Here is a 21355-nt window from a genome sequence, read left to right as displayed (position 1 = left end):
GTGTCACCGTGGATTTACGCAACGCTGAAGGGGGCTGCTGTGGAACCTATCCGAATCGAACGCTGGTGGCCGTACCTGGACGGTTCGGCCAAGGACTGGTTGAGGCACAATCTCCGCCAGGACGGCCTGCCGCCCAAGGTCCAGGACCGGATTGCCGAGGCCGGCGGTCCCGTCATGGATCCCATCCTGGCCGAACCGGACTGGGTCTTTATTGAATTGGATGCCCAGGCCGTCGAGTGACCGCCGCCAAGTACGCCGCAGGACCGCTTTACCCGGGCGGCCAAGGCTGAATCTGGTAGCTTTAGCGGAATCCTTTGGCCTAAGGCGGCGTTATGACCAAGCTCAATGAAGAGTCCCTTCCCCATCTCCCGGCCTCCCTGTCCCGGCCCCTATATGACCGCTCCCGGCTGACCACCGGGATTGTGCACTTCGGCGTGGGCGGGTTTCACCGGGCACACCAGGCCATGTACCTGGACCGGCTGATGAACGAGGGCAAGGCCCTCGACTGGGCCATCTGCGGCGTGGGCGTTCTGCCGCAGGACGCCGCCATGAAAACCGTGATGGACAGCCAGGACTGCCTGTACACCCTGATGCTGAAGCACCCTGACGGTGTCCGCGAAGCCCGCGTAATCGGCTCCATCGTTGAATATCTGTTCGCACCCGAGGATCCCGACGCCGTCATTGAGAAAATGGCGGACCCGGCCACCCGCATTGTCTCCCTGACGATCACCGAGGGCGGTTACAACATCAGCGATACCACGGGCGAGTTCGACGCTGCGTCCGCCGGCGTCGCCGCGGACCTGCAGCCCGGCGCGGTTCCCATGAGTGTTTTCGGCCTGGTGACCGAGGCCCTGCGCCGCCGACGCGACCGAGGGGTGGCACCGTTCGCGGTGATGTCCTGCGACAACGTCCCGGGCAACGGCGAGGTGGCACGCAAGGCCTTTGGCGAATTCGCTCGGCTGCTGGATCCCGAACTGGGGGACTGGGTGCAGGAATCCGTCTCGTTCCCTTCCTCCATGGTGGACCGGATCACCCCGGCGACAACCGACGCCGACCGTGCCCTGCTGGCGGAGGAATTCGGGGTGGAGGACGCCTGGCCGGTTATCGCAGAGGACTTTGAGCAGTGGGCCCTGGAAGACACGTTTCCCCAGGGCCGGCCGGCCTGGGAGGACGCCGGCGTGAACATGGCGGCCGACGTCGAACCGTACGAATACATGAAACTGCGTCTGCTGAACTGCGGCCATCAGGCCCTGGCCTACCTGGGCTACCTCGCGGGCTACCGATACGTGCACGAGGCCGCGCGGGACCCGCAGATGGCACAGTTCCTCCTGGACTACATGGACCGGGAAGCAACCCCCACCCTGCTCCCGGTTCCGAATGTCGATCTGGACGCCTACAAGAGAAGGCTGCTGGAGCGCTTCGGCAATGAACACGTCCGGGACACCCTCGCCCGGCTGTGCGCCGAAAGCTCCGACCGGATTCCGAAATGGCTGGTTCCGGTGGTCCGGGAGAATGTGGCCGCCGGCGGCGAAACCGCCAGGTCAGCCGCCATCATCGCCTCGTGGGCACGCTACGCCGAGGGCGTGGACGAAGCAGGTGAACAGATCCGGGTGGTCGATAACCGGCGTGACGAGGTGATGGCCGCGGCCACCCGGAACCGGGAGGATCCGCTGGCTTTTATTTCGCAGGAGCACTTCTTTGCCAACCTGTCCTCCGATCCGGGGTTTGCGCAGGAGTACCTGTCCGCCCTCGGAACCCTGCACCGCAGCGGTGCCCGGGCGGCCGTCGCCGCGCTGGTGGACAAAGCCTGACCGGACAGTGTCCCGGGGGTGCCTAGTCGACGAAGTGCGTTTTCACAGTCTGCGCGGTTACGGACTGCACCACGCGCTCGGCTACGTCCCGGAGTTTCACGTTCCGGTTGCTGGAGGCACCGCTCAGGATCTCGAAGGCCGCTTCCTGGCTGCATTTGTTCTGCGCCATGACAATGCCCACGGCAACGTCGATGGTGGTCCTGGCTTCCATGGCCGCGCGGAGATGATCGGCTGTGCTCTTGTGCCGGGCGATCTGGACAGCCAGTTGCAGGGTGACTGCGGCCTCGGCGGCGAACGCTTCGGCGGACTGGACGATGTGCGGCGTGAAGTGGCCCGCGTCCCGGGCGTACAGGTTCAGTCCGGCACCGCCGTCGTTACCGAGGATAAGCGGGACGCCGAGGATGGAATGGAAACCGCGGTCCCGGATGGCGTCCGTATAGTCCGGCCACCGCGGGTCGGTGCGCACATCGTCCACCATGACGGTCCGCCCCGTCCGCGAGGCCCGCAGGCACGGTCCGTCTCCGAAGCCGTACTGGACTTCATCCAGCGCCCGCGCCGCCTCGCTGCTGCTGGCCACGGTGGTGCCCTGTTTGTTCCGAAGCAGGGTCACCCCGGCCAGGACTTCGGCGTCGCTGCTGAAAAGTTCAGCCGCACGCGTGGCGAAGCCCTCAAGGAAGAGCTCCACCGACTCGGTCTGCAGAATTAGCTGCTGCAATTCAGCTGCAACGGAGTGTTGGTCCGCGGTTAGGCTCATACGCCGATTCTATCCTCGCCCGTCCCCGGCCCGCCGCCGCTGCCCCGCCGCACGCTCAGGTGGCCTCCGCCAGCTCCACTTCCTTCTCCCGGCTCCAGGTGCGCGCATAAACCCCGATCAGTGCCTCCTGGCGAAGGGTGAACCCCAGTCGGTTCAACAGGCCGTGCGCCTGGAAAACGGTGAGGTGCTGGGCGCTGCGGCTGGCTCCGGCCTTGTCCGCCCGGTACAGGTAGGTGTCTATGGTCCGCAGCCAGCGCCTGCGCCAGTTCGTGACTGCGGATTCGGATGCCGTGGCCATCATCAGGCGGTGGACGGGCATCAGCTGGGCCTGTGCCTGCGCCCCGGTGGCCTTCTGCACTCCCGCGGCCCGCGGGTCCGTTGCAGTGCAGCTGTGCAGATGACTGTCCCAGTAGTACTCCCAGGAGACCCGACGACGGTCCGGCCAGGTGGATGCGCGCGGTCCCTTCATCATCGCGTAGGCGGAATCGAAGAGCAGGAGCGAAGCCAGGGCGGACCGGTTCTGCGCCTTCGCAAACCGGGCCGTTGCCCAGAGGCAGAGATCGGAAGAAAGCTCGAAGACTTCTTCCGCGAGGGCAAGCCCGTCAACTCCGCCGTAGCGGGCCAGATCGGCTTCGACTGAGGGCAGCAGTGCGTCCGTGCCGACGGTCCGGTCCAGCACCGGCTCGCTGAAATCATGCTCCACTGCGAGACTGCGCACCGGATCGCCGGACTGTTCCTGCAGGGCTCCCAGCAGGGACTTGAGCCGCTCCAGGGTCTCCGGCGGGGCGAGCACGCGAAGCCGGACCTGAGCGTTCGAGGGCTGCATACGGCGGGTATAGAACCACCGCTGGGTTCCACACAGCCTTGCCTGGGCGATAAGGGGCGCCACGAGTTCACCGATGATCCGGTCGGCCAGTTCGAAACCACCGGCATCAATGGTCAGGTTCCACCACGCGAGGCGGGGGGACGGGCGGGAGGGGGTGCGGAGTACGGCTGGCTGGGTCATGGCCATCCTTTCGGTGCTGTTTCTGCTGGGCCACCCCACCGGAACGCCTCTTGCAGCGCGTCCCGGGATGGAAGTCTTTCCCACTTGGACGGCCGTGTCCACCACCGAAAGTTCCTCTCTGCCAAGACACTCGGAACCCCGCCCGAAGTGCCCGATTGGTAGTAGTATCTCCAGGCCCCGCACCGGCATGCACCGCCGGGCCTGGGCCGGGCGGTGCGGACGGGTGTGCATACGGAGGAGCACAGGGACACCCGTCATATTGCGGCATATTACAAGCAGGCTGATAAATTCTTTGCCGGGCACAATGCGCAATCGGTATTAACAAATGCGGGTCCCCGGAAAAGTCCCTGACTATTTGTTCTTCCCAAAGGTCCGTTATGCCAATGTTTTCCCGCCGTTTTCCGCGCATCGGCCGGGAACGGACGCCTATTCCGGACTGGCCCACCCTGTTTCACCGCTCCCCGTCCGGCTATGTCCTGGTTTCCGGACGCGGCGTCATCCTGGAATCAAACTCCACTTTTGCAGTGTGGGCCGGCAGGAGCCGGAGTGCGCTGGCCGGAACTGCTTTTGCCGACCTGCTTTCATCGGGGGATCTGCCCGAGTACGAGCGATGGAGCGCGGCCCTGGCTGCCGGATCGTCGGCGAATCTGGGTGTGGACTTCAGGGGGCCGGACAATGCCAGGCTGCCGGCCTGGATTTCCGCAGTCCGGATGGACTCCCGCGGCAGTACCGTTGACCTGATCACTGTCTTTCCCGCGCCCCGTGACCGCCGGGATGAACGCCGCCTCGCTGATGCGCTGCAGCAGGCGGAAGCTGCCCGCGGCGCTGCCGAGCTGCGGGCCCAGCAGCGGGAGTCGCTATTCAAGACCGTCCTGGACACCGTGGATGTCGGTGTGCTGGTGGTGGATGACACGGGTCGGGAAATCCTTGCCAACGCACGGATGGAAAGCAGCCGGTCCCTCGTCTCCTCCGGTGAATCCCTGGAATCCCACACCTTCGGGGGCGGGGCATGGCCGGTCTACGGGCCGGACCGGAAAACTCCGCTTCCGGACGAGCAGCGTCCCATCCGCAGGGCGATTTCCGGCGAGTCCTTTTCCGAACAGATTGTCTGGATCGGCACCGGCCGGGGGCAAATGGCAGTCAGCGTCAGCGCGCGCAGTATGCGGGACGGAGAAAACTTCAGGGGTTCGGTCCTGGCCTTCAGCGACGTTACCCAGCTCGTGCGTGCGCTGGCGGCGCAGGGCGAGTTTGTCGGGAATGTCTCCCACGAGCTGCGGACTCCCCTCACCTCCATCCTCGGCTACCTCGACATGGCACTGGAGCAGGAGGTGCAGCTGCCCGACGCCGTGGAGACAGCCCTGCAGACCGCCGTCCGGAACGCTGAACGGCTGCTGCAGCTGGTCACCGACCTTCTGTCCGTGGCCACCGGCAATGCTGCGCTGGAGCTGCGGGAGACGGACCTCGCCCCCGTGGTGAACGCCGCCGTGGATTCCTTCGGCCCCCGTGCCCGGATGAACGGTGTGGAGTTCGACGTCGAGGTGCCGGCGGATCTGAAGGCAACGGTGGACGGCGGGCGGATCCGGGAGGTGCTGGAAAACCTGGTCTCCAACGCGGTCAAGTACTCGCCCGAGGGTGGAAAGGTGCAGGTGCGGGCCTGGCGGCAGGACGAATCTGTGCTGATCGAGGTGGCTGACAACGGCATGGGCATGGCGCTTGAGGAGCAGGAGCAGGTCTTCACCCGGTTCTTCCGGTCAGGCCAGGCCCTCACGGCCGCCATTCCGGGGGCAGGGCTGGGACTGGTGATCGCGCGCAGGATTGTGGAGGAACACGGCGGAAGCATCCGCTTCAGCAGCACGGCCGGGCAGGGAACGGTCTTCAGTGTGACGCTTCCGGCGGCAGCACCGGGTACGGGCTTGCAAAGTTACTAAGTCTGCTTATTGTTAAGGGGCCGGATCCGACTCCAGACGAGGAGGCAGCCCAGTGCGAGCGATGGTGTACCGCGGACCCTACAAAGTCCGGGTCGAAGAAAAGGACATACCGCCCATTGAGCATCCCAACGATGCCATTGTTCGGGTCACCCGGGCGGCCATCTGCGGCTCCGACCTGCACCTGTACCACGGACTGATGCCCGACACCCGGATCGGAATGACCTTCGGCCATGAGTTCATCGGCGTTGTCGAGGAGGTAGGGTCCTCCGTGCAGAACCTCAAGGCCGGCGACCGGGTGATGGTTCCGGCCAACATCTACTGCGGTTCCTGCTACTTCTGTGCACGCGGGCTGTACTCGAACTGCCACAACGTCAACCCCAACGCCACGGCCGTGGGCAGCCTCTACGGGTATTCGCATACCACCGGCGGGTACGACGGCGGCCAGGCCGAATTCGTGCGGGTCCCGTTCGCCGACGTCGGACCCTCTATCATCCCCGACTGGATGGATGAGGAAGACGCCCTCATGTGCACCGATGCGCTGGCCACCGGCTACTTCGGGGCCCAGCTGGGGGACATCGTGGAGGGCGACACCGTGATTGTCTTCGGCGCCGGACCGGTGGGGCTGTATGCCGCCAAATCTGCCTGGCTGATGGGGGCCGGCCGGGTCATCGTCATTGACCACCTGGACTACCGGCTGGAAAAGGCGCGGACCTTCGCCCACGCCGAGACCTACAACTTCACCGAGTATGACGACATTGTGGTCCAGATGAAGAAGACCACCGATTTCCTGGGTGCCGACGTCGCAATCGATGCGGTGGGAGCCGAGGCGGACGGGAGTTTCCTCCAGCACGTCACGGGGACAAAGCTCAAGCTGCAGGGCGGGTCCCCGGTGGCACTGAACTGGGCCATCGACTCGGTGCGCAAGGCCGGAACCATCTCCGTGATGGGTGCCTACGGGCCGGTTTACAGCGCCGTGAAGTTCGGCGACGCCCTGAACAAGGGCCTGACGCTGAACATGAACCAGACCCCGATGAAGCGGCAGTGGCCGCGCCTGTTCGAGCACATCAAGGCCGGCTACCTCAAGCCCCACGAGATCATCACGCACCGGATTCCGCTGGAACACATTGCCGAGGGCTATCACATGTTCTCCGCGAAGCTGGATAACTGCATCAAGCCCGTCATCATCCCCGGTTCCTGAAGGAAGGATTCCGCAATGCCCTATACCCCGCAAAAGCCGTCCCGAACCCCCACGAGCGAGGAACTGCGTGCACGGATCCCGGGCTGGGGCGCAGACCTTGATCCCCGGGACCGTCCCGCAGTGCCCAGGCTGCAGTTTGACCCGACCCTCAGCGGTGCCCATTGGGAATTCCCGGAGCGCCAGGAGGAAAAGTATCCGCGCGAACGGTCCATCGAGCACAAGTTCCTCACGCCCGTGTTCGGCACCGCGTGCCCGCCCAAGGGACTGTCCGGCGTGATGCGCCGCTACGCCTACCGCCGGTTCAGCGAAGCCCGCACCGCGCACTGGCTGATCCTGCTCGCCGCGGACCGGGTGGACGCTGTGGAGAGCCATCTGACCTCCTTCGCGACCCTGCACCCGGACAACCCCATCACCGAGACCGGTGTGCTGAGCGAGTTTTCCCGCCACGGATACTCCTCCCGGGCGGGCCGGAGGCGGGCGGACGTCGTCCATCAGTGGATCGATCCGATCATTGTCGGCGGCCCCTGGCTGCTGGCCGGTGCCGGGGCGGCCACCGCCGTCGGCGCGGTGGTGCGGCGGCTGCGGAAGTAGCCCATCCAAGGAATACCGGCGGGGTCCCGGCCTGTTGGAATCCATAACGGGACGGCTTAGGCGGTAGGAGACCATGGACGGCAGAGGCGTGGAGCAGTACCGGAGCAGGATGGAACGTGCGGCCCGGCTGAGGGCGGCCGCGTCCGGGGGCGGGTTGGACGAGGAAGGCCTGGAACGGGCCACGGCGGAGGGCAAGCTGCAGCACAAGCGGCGGAAGGTCGACGACGCCGCCAAGGCCGACTACCTGATCCGCGACGCGATGGCACGGGGCGACTTCGACAACCTGAAATACGCCGGCAAACCCCTGCCGAACCTGGGTGACGGCCATGATCCGGACTGGTGGATCAAGGGGCTGATGCAGCGAGAGAACGTCACCGGCCTCGGTCCTCAAGCCATCCTGCTCCGCACCGAAGACGCCGAACTCGACGCGCGGCTGGACACGCGGTGGACGGACAAGCAGGTCCGGGAGATCGTGGAGGATTTCAATGCACGGGTCATCGAGGCACGCCGCCAGCTAGAAGGCGGTCCCCCCGTTGTCACGCGCGTCCGCGACGTCGAACTGGAAGTGCAGCGCTGGCGGGAACGGAAGGCCGCGGCAGCGGAAAATGAAGCCGCCGCCGCTCCGGAACCGGAGCAGCGGCGGCCTTGGTGGAAACGCTTCCGCTAGGCGTCAGACGGTGGTGGCGTCGTGGACTTCGCCCACCAGCTCTTCGATGATGTCCTCGAGGAACAGCACACCCGTGGTGTTGCCCTTGGCATCGAACACCCGTGCCACGTGGGCGCCGGTGCGGCGCATGGTGGCCAGGGCGTCCTCAAGGTCGCTGCCCCGGTAGGCCGAGGCCAGGCGGCGGATCCGCTTGGGCGGAACCGGTGCGGCGAACTCGTCCGGAGTGGTCAGGTCCATGACGTCCTTCAGGTGAAGGTAGCCGTCGGGGTCGCCGTCGTCGTTGGTGAGGATGTACCGCGAGTAGCCGTGGACGTCCACGGCCTGCTGCAGGTCCGCAGGGGTCGCGGTTTCGTGCAGCAGCACCATCTGGCTGATGGGAACCTCGACGTCGGCCACGGTCTTCTCCGTGAACTCGAACGCGGCCGTCAGGGTGCCGCTGCTGTCCGAGAGGACCCCGTCACGGGTGGACTGCTCCACGATGTTGGCCACCTCGTCCAAGGTGTAGGCGCTGGTGGCTTCGTCCTTGGGCTCCACCCGAAACAGGCGAAGGACGCCGTTGGCTATGCCGTTCAGGGCCCAGATGACCGGACGGACGATGCGGGAGACCATCACCAGAGGCGGAGCCAGCAGCAGTGCGGCGCGGGTGGGCACGGAGAACGAAATGTTCTTCGGCACCATTTCCCCCACCACCACGTGCAGGAACGTCACCAGCAGCAACGCCACTACGAACGCGATGATCCCGATGGCGTCTGCAGACAGGGGAGTCAGGCCCAGCGGGATCTCCAGCAGATGGTGGATGGCCGGTTCCGAGACGTTCAGGATGACCAGGGAGCAGACAGTAATGCCAAGCTGGCTGGTAGCCAGCATCAGCGTGGCGTGCTCCATGGCCCACAGCGTGGTTTTCGCGGCCTTGCTTCCGGCTTCGGCCTTAGGCTCAATCTGGGACCGGCGGGCCGAGATAACGGCGAATTCAGCCCCGACGAAGAACGCGTTGACCACGAGCAGCACTACGAGCCAGATGATTCCGGGCAGGTATTCACTCATGGGTCAGTTCCTTGGTCAGCGAGTCGACAATGCGGTCATGGGCGCTCACCGGGGTTTCCGATGATCCCGACGGGGTGAAGCACAGGCGTTCGATGTGGTTTCGGACCACTCGCTCCACGCGGAGGCTGCCGCCCTCGATTTCCACTTCGTCGCCCAGTTCCGGCAGCCGGTCCAGTTCGTCCGTGACGAAGCCGGCGATGGTGTCGTATTCCTCGCCGTCGGGAACCTCGACGCCGGTGCGGTCGAGGAGTTCGTCCGGCCGCAGCGCGGCGTCGAACGTGATGGCGCGGCCCGTGCGGACGACGCCGACGCGTGCGCGGTCGTGTTCGTCCTCGAGTTCGCCGACAATTTCCTCAACGAGGTCTTCGAGCGTCACGATTCCGGCGGTGCCGCCGTGCTCGTCGGAGACGATCGCTACCTGCAGGCCCTGGGCCCGCAGCAGTCCCAGCAGGGTATCAACGCCCATGGACTCGGGTACATGCAGCGGTTCCACCATGAGGTCGGCGGCGGTGACGGAGGCCCGTGCGGCCAGCGGGACGGCGAAGGCCTGCTTGAGGTGCAGCACGCCCAGTACGTCGTCCGAATCGCGTCCGATCACGGGGAAGCGGGAATAGCCGGTTGCTGTGGCAACGGCCACCACCTGCTCGGCGGTATCGGACTCGTGGACAGTCCGCATACGCACGCGGGGCGTCATGACGTCCGCCGCGGAGTGCTCGGCAAAGCGCAGGGTCCGGTTCAGCAGCACGGCGTGGTCCAGGTCCAGCACGCCTTCCAGTGCGGAGCGGCGAACCAGGGAGCTGAGCTCTTCGGCACTGCGGGCGCCCGAGAGTTCTTCCTTGGGTTCGATCCCGAAGGATCGGATGATTGCGTTGGCCGTGTTGTTGAACAGCAGGATCACGGGCTTGAACACCGTGGTGAAGAGGGTCTGGAAAGGCACCACGAGTTTCGCCGTGCCCAGGGGGAGGGCCATGGCAAAGTTCTTGGGTACCAGCTCACCGATGATCATCGAGAACACCGTGGCGAGGAAAATGCCGATGACGGCACCGATTCCCGGCACCATCCCCTCGGGAAGGCCCAGCGTGGTGAGCGGGGAGCGCAGCAGCGAACTAATCGCCGGCTCAAAGGTGTACCCGGTCAGCAGCGTGGTCAGGGTGATGCCGAGCTGCGCGCTGGAAAGGTGCGTGGAGGTGATCTTCAGCGCGTTGATCGTTGGAGTCAGGCGTTTCTCGCCCTTGTCGCGCCGGGCCTCGAGCTCCGCACGGTCCAGATTGACGAGGGAAAACTCGGAGGCGACAAACAGTCCGGTGCCGACGGTGAGGAGCAAACCTACGCCGACCATGAGCCATTCATACATGGGGCTGCCCCTCTCTCGTGATTGCCGGTGCAGCCGGGGTGAACACAGTCTGCACGTCGGTCAGGACGGGGAGGGGCATGGGTTTATGTGAGGGAGGGTCATCCATAGTCCAAGAAATAATACAGGAAGCCCCTGTGCGCGATTCCAAGGTTCTTATCAGGAAGCGCGTCTCCGGGCCGGTCCGGCTACCAGCTTCCCTGGTCGTATCTATACGTCGGCTCGTGGTTGGTGGACCCCGCGACCCGGTGCTGGCGCACCAGGCAGAACGGGTCATAGATTTCGATCCCCAGCCGGCCGGTGCCTGGCACAGGCTGGCAAAAACATGTACAGGGAAAGTTCACGGGCGCCTTTCCGGGCCCAGGCATCAAGGCCCTCGAAGTTCTCTTGATCCGCAGCGGGAGCTTCCGCTAAAGGCGGAAACTGTCCTACTTTCCTTGATACAACGCCACCCCGCGTTGATCCAAAACGGGGATTTCCTTGCCTCCCCGCACTTCCGGCGGCTGTGGCCGCGTGCTCCGAAGCGCGGGGAGGCAGGGGGATCAGCTTGTGGCGAGTTCCGGCTCGCCGGCCGTTTCCATCAGCACGGAATCAAGCAGGTCGCCTGCATCTTCCAGGGAAGAGGAACGGGCCAGTGCAAGTTCGGAAACGAGCAGCTGGCGGGCCTTTAGCAGCATCCGCTTCTCCCCGGTGGACAGCGGGTGGGTCCGCTCGCGGCACCACAGGTCACGGACAACTTCGGCAATCAGGTGCAGCTCGCCGGTGGACATCTTGCCTTCGTTGGCTTTGAAACGGCGGGACCAGTTGTCGGGTTCCATCCCCACCGGTCCGCGCAGCACCGCAAACACGGCCTGGACGCCGTCGTCGTTGATGACGGCGCGTACCCCCACGTCTTCGGCGTTGTCTGCCGGGAGCTTGATCGTCAGCTCAGTGGCATGGACGCGGAAGGTCAGGGTTTCCCGCTCCACCCCCTTGACGGTCATGGGTGAAATATCTGTCACGGTAACGGCGCCGTGGTGCGGATACACCAGTGTCTGTCCGACGGTGAAAATCAAAATGACGTCCCTCTGTTCAATGGTTCCGAGCATGCTTTTAGAAGCGGGCTCCCAAGACCGCTTGGACCTGTCCATGCCGGTCACGAGCGAAGGGTGACGGCCGGGCGGGCGGGCAATAGAGAAGGAGTCAATTTCCAGGCGAGGGGAGCGGATAGTGCTCAGGAGGTTGACGGATTCGTCAATGACTGTCCGGCCTCCGGTCCCGCGCTGTTCAGTCAGTTTATCCTCCCTGCGCAAGTACCCCTTCTCCGCACCGCTCAGCGGTGGTCAATCCCACCGGCCTCGGGTCCGTCTCAGGCGTCCCTGCGGGCGGCGTCGGGGTCCTCGGGTGCCTCCCTGCGCCGCTGCGCCACCAGTTCCTTGGTGCGCACCAGCCGCAGTGCCGTGACAAGCACCAGCCCGCCGAGCATATTGAACAGCAGGGTGTAGCCGAACCAGCCCAGCCATTCCAGGTACGTGATGTCCGCGCCGGAAACAATGGCGCCAAAGATCAGCAGGGAATCCAGGATCGAGTGGAAGAGCTGCAGTCCGGCGAGCAGGAAACCACCGATTACGGTCGCCACGATCTTGGCCGGGTCCGAGGTGGTTCCCTGCTGCATGCGGCTCATCAGGGTGATGGTGCTGCCGCCTAGGAAGGCCAGTGCAACGGTCTGGAGCGAAAAGGGCGCCTCGGTGAAGTGCGACGCCGATGTGGCGACGGTGGGCCCCCACTGCGGAAAGGCCTGCATCACAATCCACATGAAAATCCAGCCGCCTGCAAGGTTGGCCAGCAGGGTTCCGCCCCAGAGCTTGGCCAGCGACTTAACGCTTCCCTCCTTGGCGGCGACGGCGGCCACCGGCATCAGGAAGTTCTCCGTGAACAGTTCGCTGTGGGCCAGGAACAGGGCAATCAGGCCGACGCTGAAGGCCAGGCCGGCCAGCAGATGGTCCCCGGTTTGATGCATCACGGCCAGATAGGCCATCACGCCCAGGCCAACCTCCATGCCGCCGAACAACCCGGTCACCAGGATGGTCCGGAAAGTGCGGTGCAGCCGTTCTGCGCCTTCCGTCACCGTGTTGTCGAAGGATTCCTTCAGTTCATCCTCCACCGGTGCTGAGGATTCTCCGATTTCGCTGCGGCGTTCCTCGCTCATGGCGTCCTTTCGGGTGCATGGATGCTGTGTGCGTACCTTTGCAACCATAAGCCTGCGGGGAACGGCGCCCGGGCATTGCCCCGAGCCAGAGACAGGTGCAGGGCCCCGGATCAACCTGCGGCGCAACACCGCCTCCTGCTCTGCGGGGGGTCCCGCCGGCAGGAAACCAACCGTATCCTCCAAGCATGGACCCGGTCCGCGTCTGCTTGGAGATATTTGCCGCCACCTGCGCCGGCACCTGGGTGCTGTCGCTGGCCACCCGTGAATACTCCTGGACGGACCGCATCTGGTCCGTAACTCCCGTGGCTTACCTGTGGGTTTTCGCAGCGGCGTCCGACGGCGACCCCCGGGTAACCCTGATGGCGGTCCTGGTCACCCTCTGGGGTGTCCGGCTGACGTTCAACTTTGCCCGCAAGGGCGGGTATGCCCCCGGCGGCGAGGATTATCGCTGGGGCATCCTCCGGCGCCGGTTGAAGTCCTGGCAGTTCCAGGCCTTCAACCTGCTGTTCATCAGCGTCTACCAGAACTTCATTATCTGGGTGATGACTCTTCCGGTGCTGACCGTCTATCACCATCCCGGGCCGCTCACCGGCTGGGACTGGCTGCTGGCGCTCCTGTTCCTGGCTGCATTGGCCGGGGAAACGCTCGCGGACCAGCAGCAGTGGAACTTTCAGCAATGGAAGAAGGCCCTCCGGACTGCCGGCCGGACCCCCGCCGTCGATTTCCTGCAGACCGGGTTGTTCCGGTACTCGCGCCATCCGAACTTCTTTTTTGAACAGGCGCAGTGGTGGCTCTTCTACGGGTTCGCCGTTACCGCCTCGGGTGCCTGGCTGCATTGGACGCTCGCCGGGCCGGTCCTGGTGACGCTGCTCTTCGCCGGTTCCACCGCCTTTACCGAGAGCATTTCCCAGGCGCGCTACCCCGAATACGCCGGGTACCGGCGTCGGACCTCACCGATCATTCCGCTTCCCCCTCGGCTGGGTCCGAAGCACTAGGACGGACGGGAGGGGGCGAAACTGTCTGCTCGGTCACATTCGAAACTTTTCGGAATGGGAAGTTCTTCTACAGGTGTTGAATAAGGCAGGATAGAAACGAACCTGTTGGAGAGGGGACTGCAGCTTCTCCAACGGTGCGGACTTCATCGTCGACGGCGGCGAGACCGCGGGCCTGATCGACCACTGGGCCTGCGACAACTAAAAGCTTGCGGCGTCCCCCAGCGCCGCGGCACGGAAGGGCTTCGCTTCGGCGGGGCCCTTCCGTGTATCTGAGAAGATAAGTTCCATGCCCGGACTGCACCACCCCAAGCCGCCACGGCGCCCATCCTCCGACGAGCCGAGGATGACCCGTACCCGGGACGCATTGGAGGCGGGCCTGTGGGAACTGCTGCGGGACCACGAATTGGCGGATATCAGCGTTGCCGCGCTCTGCCGGCAGGCAGGGGTGCACCGCACCACCTTCTACGGACACCACCGCAACATTTTCGACTTCGCCGGGTCCGTGTACGCCGGCGTCGTGGACCGGTTGGGCACGATCGAACTGGATCAGCGCGGCACCGGCCGGACGGTCGCGGAGATCGGGGATCTGTACGTCGAGTCCATCCGGCAGATCCTGCAGCACATCAAGGCGGAACAGCGGGTCTACCGGGCGCTGTTTCACACCGAGACCTTCCTCGGCATCCTCGCCGACCAGCTAAACGTACGGATCCTTTTGGCACTCCATGTCTGGCAGGCGCACAAGGTGCCGCCGGCCCTGGACCTGGAGGCGACCGCCGCTTTCCTCGCCGGCGCCTACGCCTCCTGGTTCGAGCAGTGGGTGGCCAGCGACGACGACGACGTCGAGGCCCGGCTGGCCTCGCTGCGTTACCTGCTCCCGTGCTGGTGGCCGAGGGACGGCTTCCCCGAGGCGTAGGGCCCCGCCGCTAAGTTTCTCTCCGCGGGCAGCAGCCTAGAGGCGGTGCAGGCTGCCCCGCAGCGAATCCAGGTCCGGGTAGCCGTTGACCGCCATGGTCAGGTCCGCTTCCGCGAGCAGGCTGCGCATGACATGGGTGATTCCCGCCTGCCCGCCCGCCGCCAAGCCGTAGACATAGGGCCGGCCGATGCCCACCGCCGTTGCGCCCAGTGCCAGCGCCCGCAGCGCATCCACGCCGGACCGCACGCCCGAATCGAAGAGCACGGGTGCGCCCCCGGCGGCCTCGACGACGCCGGGCAGGCAGTCGATCGCGGGAATGCCGCCGTTGGCCTGCCGCCCGCCGTGGTTGGAGCAGTAGATTCCGTCCATGCCGCCGTCGAGCGCCCGCCGGGTGTCCTCCGGCGAGCAGATGCCCTTGAGCACAATCGGCAGGGACGTCAGGGAACGGAACCACGCCAGGTCCTCCCACGTCATGGTGGGGTTGCCGAACAGTGAGGCCCAAAGCATCACCGCAGCTGCAGGGTCGATTGAGCCCTGCTCGGCGAGGAGTTTGCGGAAGCGGTCATCGGACAGGTAATTGGCGAGGCACTGTCCGGTGAGCATCGGGAGGTAGGCGGCGCTGAGGTCCCGGGGCCGCCAGCCGTTGACCCAGGTGTCCAAGGTGATGACGATGCCGGAGTAACCGGCCGCTTCCGCGCGGTGCACCAGGGACTCGGCGAGCTCCCGGTCCGCCGGCGGGTAGAGCTGGAAGAAGCCCGGCGTTTCCCCGGCTGCCGTCCGGACCTGTTCCAGCGGAGCCTGCGAGAGGGTGGATGCCACCATCGGTATGCCCAGCTCCGCGGACGAGGCAGCGGTGGCCAGGTCGCCGTCGTCGGCCACTGCGCCGAGCACGCCCACCGGCGCAAAGAACAGGGGGGAGGGCAGCGCGTGCCCGAACAGGTCGATGCCCATGCTGCGCTGCGCGGCTCCCACCAGCATGCGCGGCATGATGCCCAGCCGTTCAAAGGCGGCGACGTTGGCCCGCTGGGTGTACTCGTTGCCCGCACCGCCTGCCACGTACCCCAGGATCCGGGGATCCATCCGGCTCTTGGCCAGTTCCTCCATGGCGGCGGAGTCCATCGGCAGATCCGGCAGGACACCCCGGGCACCGTTCATGTAGATGCCAAGCTGATAATCGCCGTAGTTCATGCCCATGGGGTTCCGCCTTTTCCTGCCGGCTGGTGTGCCGGATTTCCGCTTTGCCCCGGATGCTACCCCTGCGGCGGCGGGACATCCGGCCGACCCGCGGCGGGCACCCCATCCGTTCCGACACGTACTCAGTCCCGCGCGGCGCCGGCAGGAGCCGCTCTAGCCGGAGTTCGCCGGCCTTGCCGCGCGTCGCTCCAGGTGGCGGAAGATCAGAAACAGCGTGCTCCATAGGACCGCACCAACCGTTAGGAACATGCCGATGACCTTGAACACGGCTCCCGTGCTGTCCACCGGAAACCAGCCGCCCAGGAACAATGCCGGCAGTACGGTTGCAGCCATGACGGCGAAGTGCACGGCGGACTGCCGCCACAGCGGCCACCGTTCCAGCTGGTAGATCACCGTCGCACCGGCCACGGCCCCGGAGATCACTCCGGCGGCAATGGTGCTGCGTCCGTTGACGGCATCGCCCTGGGCATACAGGGCAGCTCCGATACCCGTCATGACAATGACCGGTATTCCGGCAAGCAAGATGGCTCGGCGTCTCAGTTTCATGGCTGCCGCCTAGCCCGCGGTGACCTGGAACAGGTTGCGCCAGCTCGTGATCAGCCAGTCGCCGGAACTCTCGCCGGGCCGGGAGCATAGCGTCATTGACGCCTGGACGATCTGCGCATCGGTACCGGGTTCGCCCGCACCGGGCGCTACCTCCATCTCCGCCGAGGCGGAAATCTCGGTCACGATGCTCTCGCCGTCGTCGGCCAGCCAGACACCGAGGACTTCGACCTCCAGCGCCGTGAAGCGTGACCGGTCAGGTTCGTAGATGTACCGGTAGGAGTCGCCGTACCGCTCGTGGTGGAAGGTGCTCTGCATAACCATTCCGCCAAAGGGGGAACCGTCGCTCAGGCTCTGCCGGGCTGTGCCGTGGAGTTCCGGGGCAATCCGGTTCTCATTTTCCGCCCACCACTCCTCCGGGGTCCAGGCCCCGCCGTTGAGCGGGGAGTCCAGTCCCTCCTCCACCATAAAAGTGAGGTTTGTCCGGTGGGCTTCCTCGATTTCGGCCTGCGAGTAGAGCGAAAGCAGCTTCGGTTCCACCACCGCCGGATCGAGGGTCCAGGCGGGATCGTCCTCGGCAAGCGAGATCTGCAGGTAGGTTCCGTGTGCCGTTTCTACGGTGCCCTTGACGCCCAGCCCGTTGACGGCGGAAGCGGACGACGTCGGGGCCGGGGTCTTCGTCCGCGTTGCCGACGGCGAGGGCTGGGCTTTGCCTGACGGCTTTCCCGTCGCTTTGTCGGAAGCAGTTGCGGACGGCGAACTGGAAGCGGCCGGCGGGCTGCTGGCGTCAGTGCCCGCCGGGTCGGTGCCGCAGGCGGAAAGGACGGTTACCAGCAAGGCCAGACCCGCTGCGGCAGATGCCGGGCGCGGGCCCGTTGGAATATTTCGACTCACATTTCCCCCATTCGGACCGCACCGGTTCCCGGTGCAGAGAGCGCCAGTATAGGGCGGGAATTCCGGCCGGGACCCGGCATGCCAGGTGTCGCGGCGTGTTTACCCGGGATGCCGTAACTGTCAGTAAGGGGTCTGTCGGGCCGGCGTCGACGGCCCTCCGCCGAAGTCTGCGGCTCCTGGCCCGGCAGGCGTCAGTTTGCTAAGGCGGGCAGCCGGGTCAGGCCAGGAACTTGTCCGGGGTCAGCGGCAGGTCCCGGATCCGGGTGCCGGAGGCGTTGTAGGCGGCATTGGCAATGGCAGCAGCGCTGCCCACAATCCCTATTTCTCCGATGCCGCGGGCGCCCAGCGGTCCGGCATGCTCGTCATGGTCCTCGATCCACAGTGCCTCCATGTCCAGCACGTCCGCGTTGGTGGGGATGTGGTACTCCGCAAGGTCGGAGTTCACGAAGATCCCGAACCGCGGATCCAGCACCCCCTGCTCGTGCAGTGCCATGCCCAGGCCCATGGTCATGGCGCCGAGGAACTGGGACCGGGCCGTGCGCGGGTTGATGATCCGGCCCGCGGAAAACACCCCGAGCATCCGGGGGACCCGGATCTCCCCGGTGTCCGCGTGGATCCGGACCTCGGCGAAGTGCGCGCCGAAGGAGTACAGGGCAAGGTCCGCAGCCTCCGGGTCTTCCGGTGGCTGCGCTTCCGTCTGGGCGCCGGGGGAGGGGTGCTCGCCGTGATCCTCCCGGAAGGCGCGGGCGGCGGCAATGATGGTGCCGCCCCAGCTGGCCGTCCCCGAGGACCCGCCGGCCACACTGGCTTTCGGGAACCGGGTGTCACCGATGCCCAGCCGGATCCGGTCGACCGGCACCCGCAGGGCATCGGCGGCGATCTGCGTCAGGGCGGTCCAGCTGCCCGTGCCGATGTCGGCGGCACCGATCTGCACCGAGTAGACGCCGTCCTGCTCGTACCGGATCCGCGCCGTGTTCGCGGGCTGGCGCATAAAGGGATACACGGCGCTGGCGGTTCCCATCCCCACCAGCCAGCCGTCCTCCTGAACGGAGCGTGGGCGGGCCACCCGGTTCTGCCAGCCAAAGCGCTCCGCACCGAGGTCGAAGCATTCCAGCAAATGCCGGCTGGAGAACGGATTGCCGGTTTCCGGGTCAACCTCCGGTTCGTTGCGCCGGCGCAGCTCGATCGGATCCAGGCCGGCCGCCGCCGCCAGCTCATCCATGGCCACCTCGGGTCCGAACATGCCCGGGCATTCCCCGGGGGCACGCATCCAGGACGGCACCGGAATATCCAGCGGTGCCAGCCTCGTGGTGGTCCGCCGGTTAGGGGAGGCGTACATCATCCGGAACGGTGCCGGAGTCTGCTCGGCGAACTCCTTGATCCGGGAGGTGTGTTCCAGGATGTCCAGCGACATGGCACTGAGCCGGCCGTCGTCGGCCGCACCCAGCCGGACATGCTGGATGGTAGGGGTTCGGTGGCTGGTCAGCGTGTACATCTGTTGCCGGCTGACCGGGAACTTCACCGGCCGTCCGTCCGTGCACTGCGCGGCCAGGGCCGCCATCACCACCTGCACGTGCGGCATGCCTTTGGACCCGAAGCCGCCGCCCACGTGCGGGGCGATGACGCGGACCTGCTCCTCTTCAAGACCCAGCACCTGCGCCAGCGTGCCCCTGACGGCGTGGACGCCCTGCGTGGAGTCCCAGAGGGTCATGACAGTCCCGTCCCACTGCGCCACCGTGACGTGCGGCTCCAGAGGGTTGTTGTGTTCGGGCGGAGTGGAATACGTCGCGTCGATCCGCAGCGCGGCCGTGGCAAAGGCGCCGTCGAAATCGCCCTGGCTGCTGTCCGTCGGGGTGCCGGCATTCAACTCCTCGGGGGCGTACAGCGCAGGATCGTCTCCGTGCAGCTGGGCGGTGAACGGTTCCTCCGTGTAAGTCACCTGCACGGCAGCGGCTGCCTCCCGGGCGGTTTCCGGGGTCTCGGCCAGTACTGCGGCCACTATCTGCCCCCGGTAGCCCACGCTGGTGTCCTGCAGGACCGCCAATTCCCGGTCCGAGCTGTCTGCCAGCCGCGGAGTGGTTTCCGCCGTAAGGATGGTCAGCACCCCGTCGAGGGCCTCCGCTTGGGCGGTCTCCACCCGCTCCACCCGGCCGCGGGCAATGGTGGAAAGTACGGGGTAGAGGTGGACGGGGTTCTCCACCGGCTGTTCGTAGGCATACGGGGCGGTGCCCCGGACCTTGAGTTCGCCGTCGAGCCGTTCAAACGGAGTACCGATGGCGGACGCGGGCATCAGCTTGCTCATGAGTTCATGTCCTCCCAGCCTGCGTCCTCCGGGCCGGCGGGCCCTTCCGGATGGTCCGTCCCCGGCGCGCTCGCGTCCGGCCCGGCGGTGCCGGTCAGGTCCCGCAGCACTGCGGCCAGGGTGTTCCGGACCATGGGCACCTTGAAACCGTTCCCGTTGAGCGTCTCGGCGTGCAATAGCTCGGCATCCGCGGCGGCCCGGAAGTTGGCCTCGGTGGCTGCGGCCCCGCGGAGCACCGCTTCGGCTTGGAGGGCCCGCCAGGGTTTGTGCGCCACTCCGCCCAGCGCTATGCGTACGTCCCGGATCACCGGGGCGGCGGCGTCGTCGTCTTCCAGTTCCAGTGCCGCGGCCACGGAAACGAGGGCGAAGGCGTAGGCCGCACGGTCGCGGACCTTGCGGTACGCGGAACGGGCCGGCGCCGGCGGGAGTTCAACGGCGGTGATCAGCTCACCGTGGTCAAGCACCGTGTCCTTCTGCGGTTCGCTGCCGGGCAGCCGGTGCAAATCAGACACGGGGAGTACGCGTTCGCCTGCGGGGCCCATAACGACGACGGCGGCATCCAGGGCGGCCAGCGCCACCGCCATATCCGACGGATGGGTGGCGACGCAGTCCTCGGAGGCGCCGAGGATGGCGTGGTACCGGGTGTAGCCCTCCAGAGCGGAGCAGCCGGTGCCGGGCTCCCGCTTGTTGCAGGGAGTGGTGGGGTTCTGGAAGTACACGCAGCGGGTGCGCTGGAGCAGGTTTCCGCCGGTGGTGGCCAGGTTCCGCAACTGGCCCGAGGCTCCGGCCAGCAGCGCCTGGGACAGGGCAGGGTAGCGGCTGCGGATGACCGTGTTGGCTGCCAGGTCCGCGTTGCGCACATTCGTACCGATCCGGACCCGCCCGTCCTCCTGCACATCCACCGTGTCCAGCGGCAGCCGGGAGATGTCCACCAGCAGGGTGGGTTGGGCGACGCCGAGCTTCATCCGGTCCACCAGATTGGTGCCCCCGGCCAGGAAAGCGGCCTCAGGGTTGCCGCTCACCAGGGCGACGGCCGACGCGACGTCTTCGGCGCGGTGATAGTCGAACGGGATCATGCGCGTTCCTCCGGGTGTTCGGGCATGGATTCCGCGGTGGGGGAGTCCGCCACTACCGGAACCTCCGGGTCGGCTGCTCCGCCCCGCCGTGCCGCGGCTGCTTCGGCGGCCTGCCGGACGGCGGCAACAATATTTACGTAAGCCCCGCAGCGGCACAGGTTTCCGCTCATGCGCTCGCGGATTTCAGCATCGGTGAGGTCTATGCCGCCCTCGGCCTGCAGATCTTCCGTGGCCGTGGAAGGGTGCCCGGCGGCGGCTTCCTCGATGATGCCGGCGGCGGAACAGATCTGCCCGGGAGTGCAGTAACCGCATTGGAACGCGTCCTGCTCCAGGAAGGCGCGCTGGACCGGGTGCAGTTCGCCGTCGGGCGTGCCGCCGGCCAGTCCCTCGGACGTGATGACCTCGGCTCCGTCGTGGGCCACGGCAAGGGTGAGGCAGGAATTGGCGCGGCGCCCGTCCAGAAGGACTGTGCAGGCACCGCATTGGCCGTGGTCGCAGCCCTTCTTGGGACTCGTGACGTCCAACCGGTCGCGCAGCGCGTCCAGGACCGTGGTGCGGGTATCCACCGTCAGGGTGCGCGGCTCGCCGTCCACCTGCAGGGTTATTCGGGCTTCCATGAGATGTGGGACACCTCTCCCTCGCGGTTTGTTCTCGCAACCTACCGGAGCAGATGTGGCGGAGACAACCATTGATGCCGTCAACCGGGACTCTTCGCCGCTGAACCACTGGCGATTGAGGTTCCGCTGCTGCGCGAAGGGCGGGAAGACAAAAAAGATCCCGATCCGTTTCCGGATCGGGATCTTTCTATTGGTTGCGGGGGCAAGATTTGAACTTGCGACCTCTGGGTTATGAGCCCAGCGAGCTACCGAACTGCTCCACCCCGCGGCGTGGTTATGACTT

At 66.1% G+C, this 21355-nt stretch carries 20 protein-coding genes and 1 tRNA gene; 8 read left to right on the top strand and 13 right to left on the bottom strand.

The window, feature by feature from the left end:
* The first annotated feature begins 39 nt into the window (after positions 1-39).
* Together NNX37_RS05085 and NNX37_RS05080 are read left to right on the top strand one after the other, a co-directional pair.
* Positions 40-240 (top strand): hypothetical protein, encoded by a 201-nt coding sequence (locus NNX37_RS05085; RefSeq protein ID WP_255791217.1) that lies wholly within the window; start codon positions 40-42, stop codon positions 238-240.
* Between the two features lie 92 nt (positions 241-332).
* Complete coding sequence (locus NNX37_RS05080; protein ID WP_255791216.1) at positions 333-1811, top strand: mannitol dehydrogenase family protein; 1479 nt, start codon at positions 333-335, stop codon at positions 1809-1811.
* Between the two features lie 22 nt (positions 1812-1833).
* Here the strand turns inward: NNX37_RS05080 and NNX37_RS05075 are convergent, their stop codons facing one another.
* Together NNX37_RS05075 and NNX37_RS05070 are read right to left on the bottom strand one after the other, a co-directional pair.
* The gene (locus NNX37_RS05075) at positions 1834-2565 is read right to left on the bottom strand and encodes a GAF and ANTAR domain-containing protein (protein ID WP_255791215.1); all 732 of its coding nucleotides are present in this window, start codon (positions 2563-2565) and stop codon (positions 1834-1836) included.
* Between the two features lie 55 nt (positions 2566-2620).
* Positions 2621-3571: a lantibiotic dehydratase C-terminal domain-containing protein gene (locus tag NNX37_RS05070; protein WP_255791214.1), complete on the bottom strand. Its 951-nt coding sequence runs from the start codon at positions 3569-3571 to the stop codon at positions 2621-2623.
* A gap of 377 nt (positions 3572-3948) precedes the next feature.
* Between NNX37_RS05070 and NNX37_RS05065 the strand changes: the two genes are divergently transcribed.
* The 4 genes from NNX37_RS05065 to NNX37_RS05050 all read left to right on the top strand — a co-directional run bounded on the left by NNX37_RS05065 (position 3949) and on the right by NNX37_RS05050 (position 7955).
* Complete coding sequence (locus NNX37_RS05065; RefSeq protein ID WP_255791213.1) at positions 3949-5499, top strand: sensor histidine kinase; 1551 nt, start codon at positions 3949-3951, stop codon at positions 5497-5499.
* Between the two features lie 52 nt (positions 5500-5551).
* Positions 5552-6697, top strand: a complete 1146-nt coding sequence (locus NNX37_RS05060; protein WP_255791211.1) for a zinc-dependent alcohol dehydrogenase — start codon at positions 5552-5554, stop codon at positions 6695-6697.
* A gap of 15 nt (positions 6698-6712) precedes the next feature.
* Positions 6713-7288: a hypothetical protein gene (locus tag NNX37_RS05055; protein ID WP_255791210.1), complete on the top strand. Its 576-nt coding sequence runs from the start codon at positions 6713-6715 to the stop codon at positions 7286-7288.
* Positions 7289-7361: 73 nt separating this feature from the next.
* Positions 7362-7955 (top strand): DnaJ family domain-containing protein, encoded by a 594-nt coding sequence (locus NNX37_RS05050; protein WP_255791209.1) that lies wholly within the window; start codon positions 7362-7364, stop codon positions 7953-7955.
* Between the two features lie 3 nt (positions 7956-7958).
* Here NNX37_RS05050 and NNX37_RS05045 read toward each other — a convergent pair whose 3' ends face one another.
* The 4 genes from NNX37_RS05045 to NNX37_RS05030 all read right to left on the bottom strand — a co-directional run bounded on the left by NNX37_RS05045 (position 7959) and on the right by NNX37_RS05030 (position 12538).
* On the bottom strand, positions 7959-8999 hold the full coding sequence (locus NNX37_RS05045; RefSeq protein WP_255791208.1) for a hemolysin family protein: 1041 nt from the start codon (positions 8997-8999) through the stop codon (positions 7959-7961).
* On the bottom strand, positions 8992-10353 hold the full coding sequence (locus tag NNX37_RS05040) for a hemolysin family protein (protein ID WP_255791207.1): 1362 nt from the start codon (positions 10351-10353) through the stop codon (positions 8992-8994). Before NNX37_RS05040 ends, NNX37_RS05045 begins: the two co-directional genes overlap by 8 nt.
* 539 nt (positions 10354-10892) lie before the next feature.
* Positions 10893-11405: a CarD family transcriptional regulator gene (locus tag NNX37_RS05035; RefSeq protein WP_255791520.1), complete on the bottom strand. Its 513-nt coding sequence runs from the start codon at positions 11403-11405 to the stop codon at positions 10893-10895.
* A gap of 293 nt (positions 11406-11698) precedes the next feature.
* Entirely contained in the window at positions 11699-12538 is an 840-nt protein-coding gene (locus NNX37_RS05030; protein ID WP_255791206.1) for a formate/nitrite transporter family protein, read from the bottom strand.
* A 185-nt stretch (positions 12539-12723) separates the two neighbouring features.
* Between NNX37_RS05030 and NNX37_RS05025 the strand changes: the two genes are divergently transcribed.
* Both NNX37_RS05025 and NNX37_RS05020 read left to right on the top strand, forming a co-directional pair.
* On the top strand, positions 12724-13533 hold the full coding sequence (locus NNX37_RS05025; RefSeq protein ID WP_255791204.1) for a DUF1295 domain-containing protein: 810 nt from the start codon (positions 12724-12726) through the stop codon (positions 13531-13533).
* Between the two features lie 286 nt (positions 13534-13819).
* Positions 13820-14446 (top strand): TetR/AcrR family transcriptional regulator, encoded by a 627-nt coding sequence (locus tag NNX37_RS05020; RefSeq protein WP_255791203.1) that lies wholly within the window; start codon positions 13820-13822, stop codon positions 14444-14446.
* Between the two features lie 36 nt (positions 14447-14482).
* Here the strand turns inward: NNX37_RS05020 and NNX37_RS05015 are convergent, their stop codons facing one another.
* The 7 genes from NNX37_RS05015 to NNX37_RS04985 form a co-directional block, all read right to left on the bottom strand.
* A complete protein-coding gene (locus NNX37_RS05015; RefSeq protein ID WP_255791202.1) occupies positions 14483-15640 on the bottom strand; it encodes an alpha-hydroxy-acid oxidizing protein in 1158 nt (385 codons plus the stop codon).
* Between the two features lie 153 nt (positions 15641-15793).
* Positions 15794-16186 (bottom strand): DUF3021 domain-containing protein, encoded by a 393-nt coding sequence (locus NNX37_RS05010; protein WP_255791201.1) that lies wholly within the window; start codon positions 16184-16186, stop codon positions 15794-15796.
* Between the two features lie 9 nt (positions 16187-16195).
* Entirely contained in the window at positions 16196-17077 is an 882-nt protein-coding gene (locus NNX37_RS05005) for a hypothetical protein (RefSeq protein ID WP_255791200.1), read from the bottom strand.
* A 217-nt stretch (positions 17078-17294) separates the two neighbouring features.
* A complete protein-coding gene (locus NNX37_RS05000) occupies positions 17295-19379 on the bottom strand; it encodes a xanthine dehydrogenase family protein molybdopterin-binding subunit (RefSeq protein WP_255791199.1) in 2085 nt (694 codons plus the stop codon).
* On the bottom strand, positions 19376-20455 hold the full coding sequence (locus tag NNX37_RS04995; RefSeq protein ID WP_255791198.1) for an FAD binding domain-containing protein: 1080 nt from the start codon (positions 20453-20455) through the stop codon (positions 19376-19378). Before NNX37_RS04995 ends, NNX37_RS05000 begins: the two co-directional genes overlap by 4 nt.
* Positions 20452-21072 (bottom strand): 2Fe-2S iron-sulfur cluster-binding protein, encoded by a 621-nt coding sequence (locus tag NNX37_RS04990; RefSeq protein ID WP_255791197.1) that lies wholly within the window; start codon positions 21070-21072, stop codon positions 20452-20454. Before NNX37_RS04990 ends, NNX37_RS04995 begins: the two co-directional genes overlap by 4 nt.
* Positions 21073-21263: 191 nt before the next feature.
* A tRNA-Met gene (locus tag NNX37_RS04985) sits at positions 21264-21340 on the bottom strand.
* Between the last annotated feature and the right edge of the window lie 15 nt (positions 21341-21355).

It is taken from the genome of Arthrobacter zhaoxinii (assembly GCF_024385505.1).
Taxonomy (GTDB): domain Bacteria; phylum Actinomycetota; class Actinomycetes; order Actinomycetales; family Micrococcaceae; genus Arthrobacter_B; species Arthrobacter_B zhaoxinii.
Note: the sequence above shows the minus strand (reverse complement) of the source record. Positions and strands in the feature narration are given on the sequence as shown.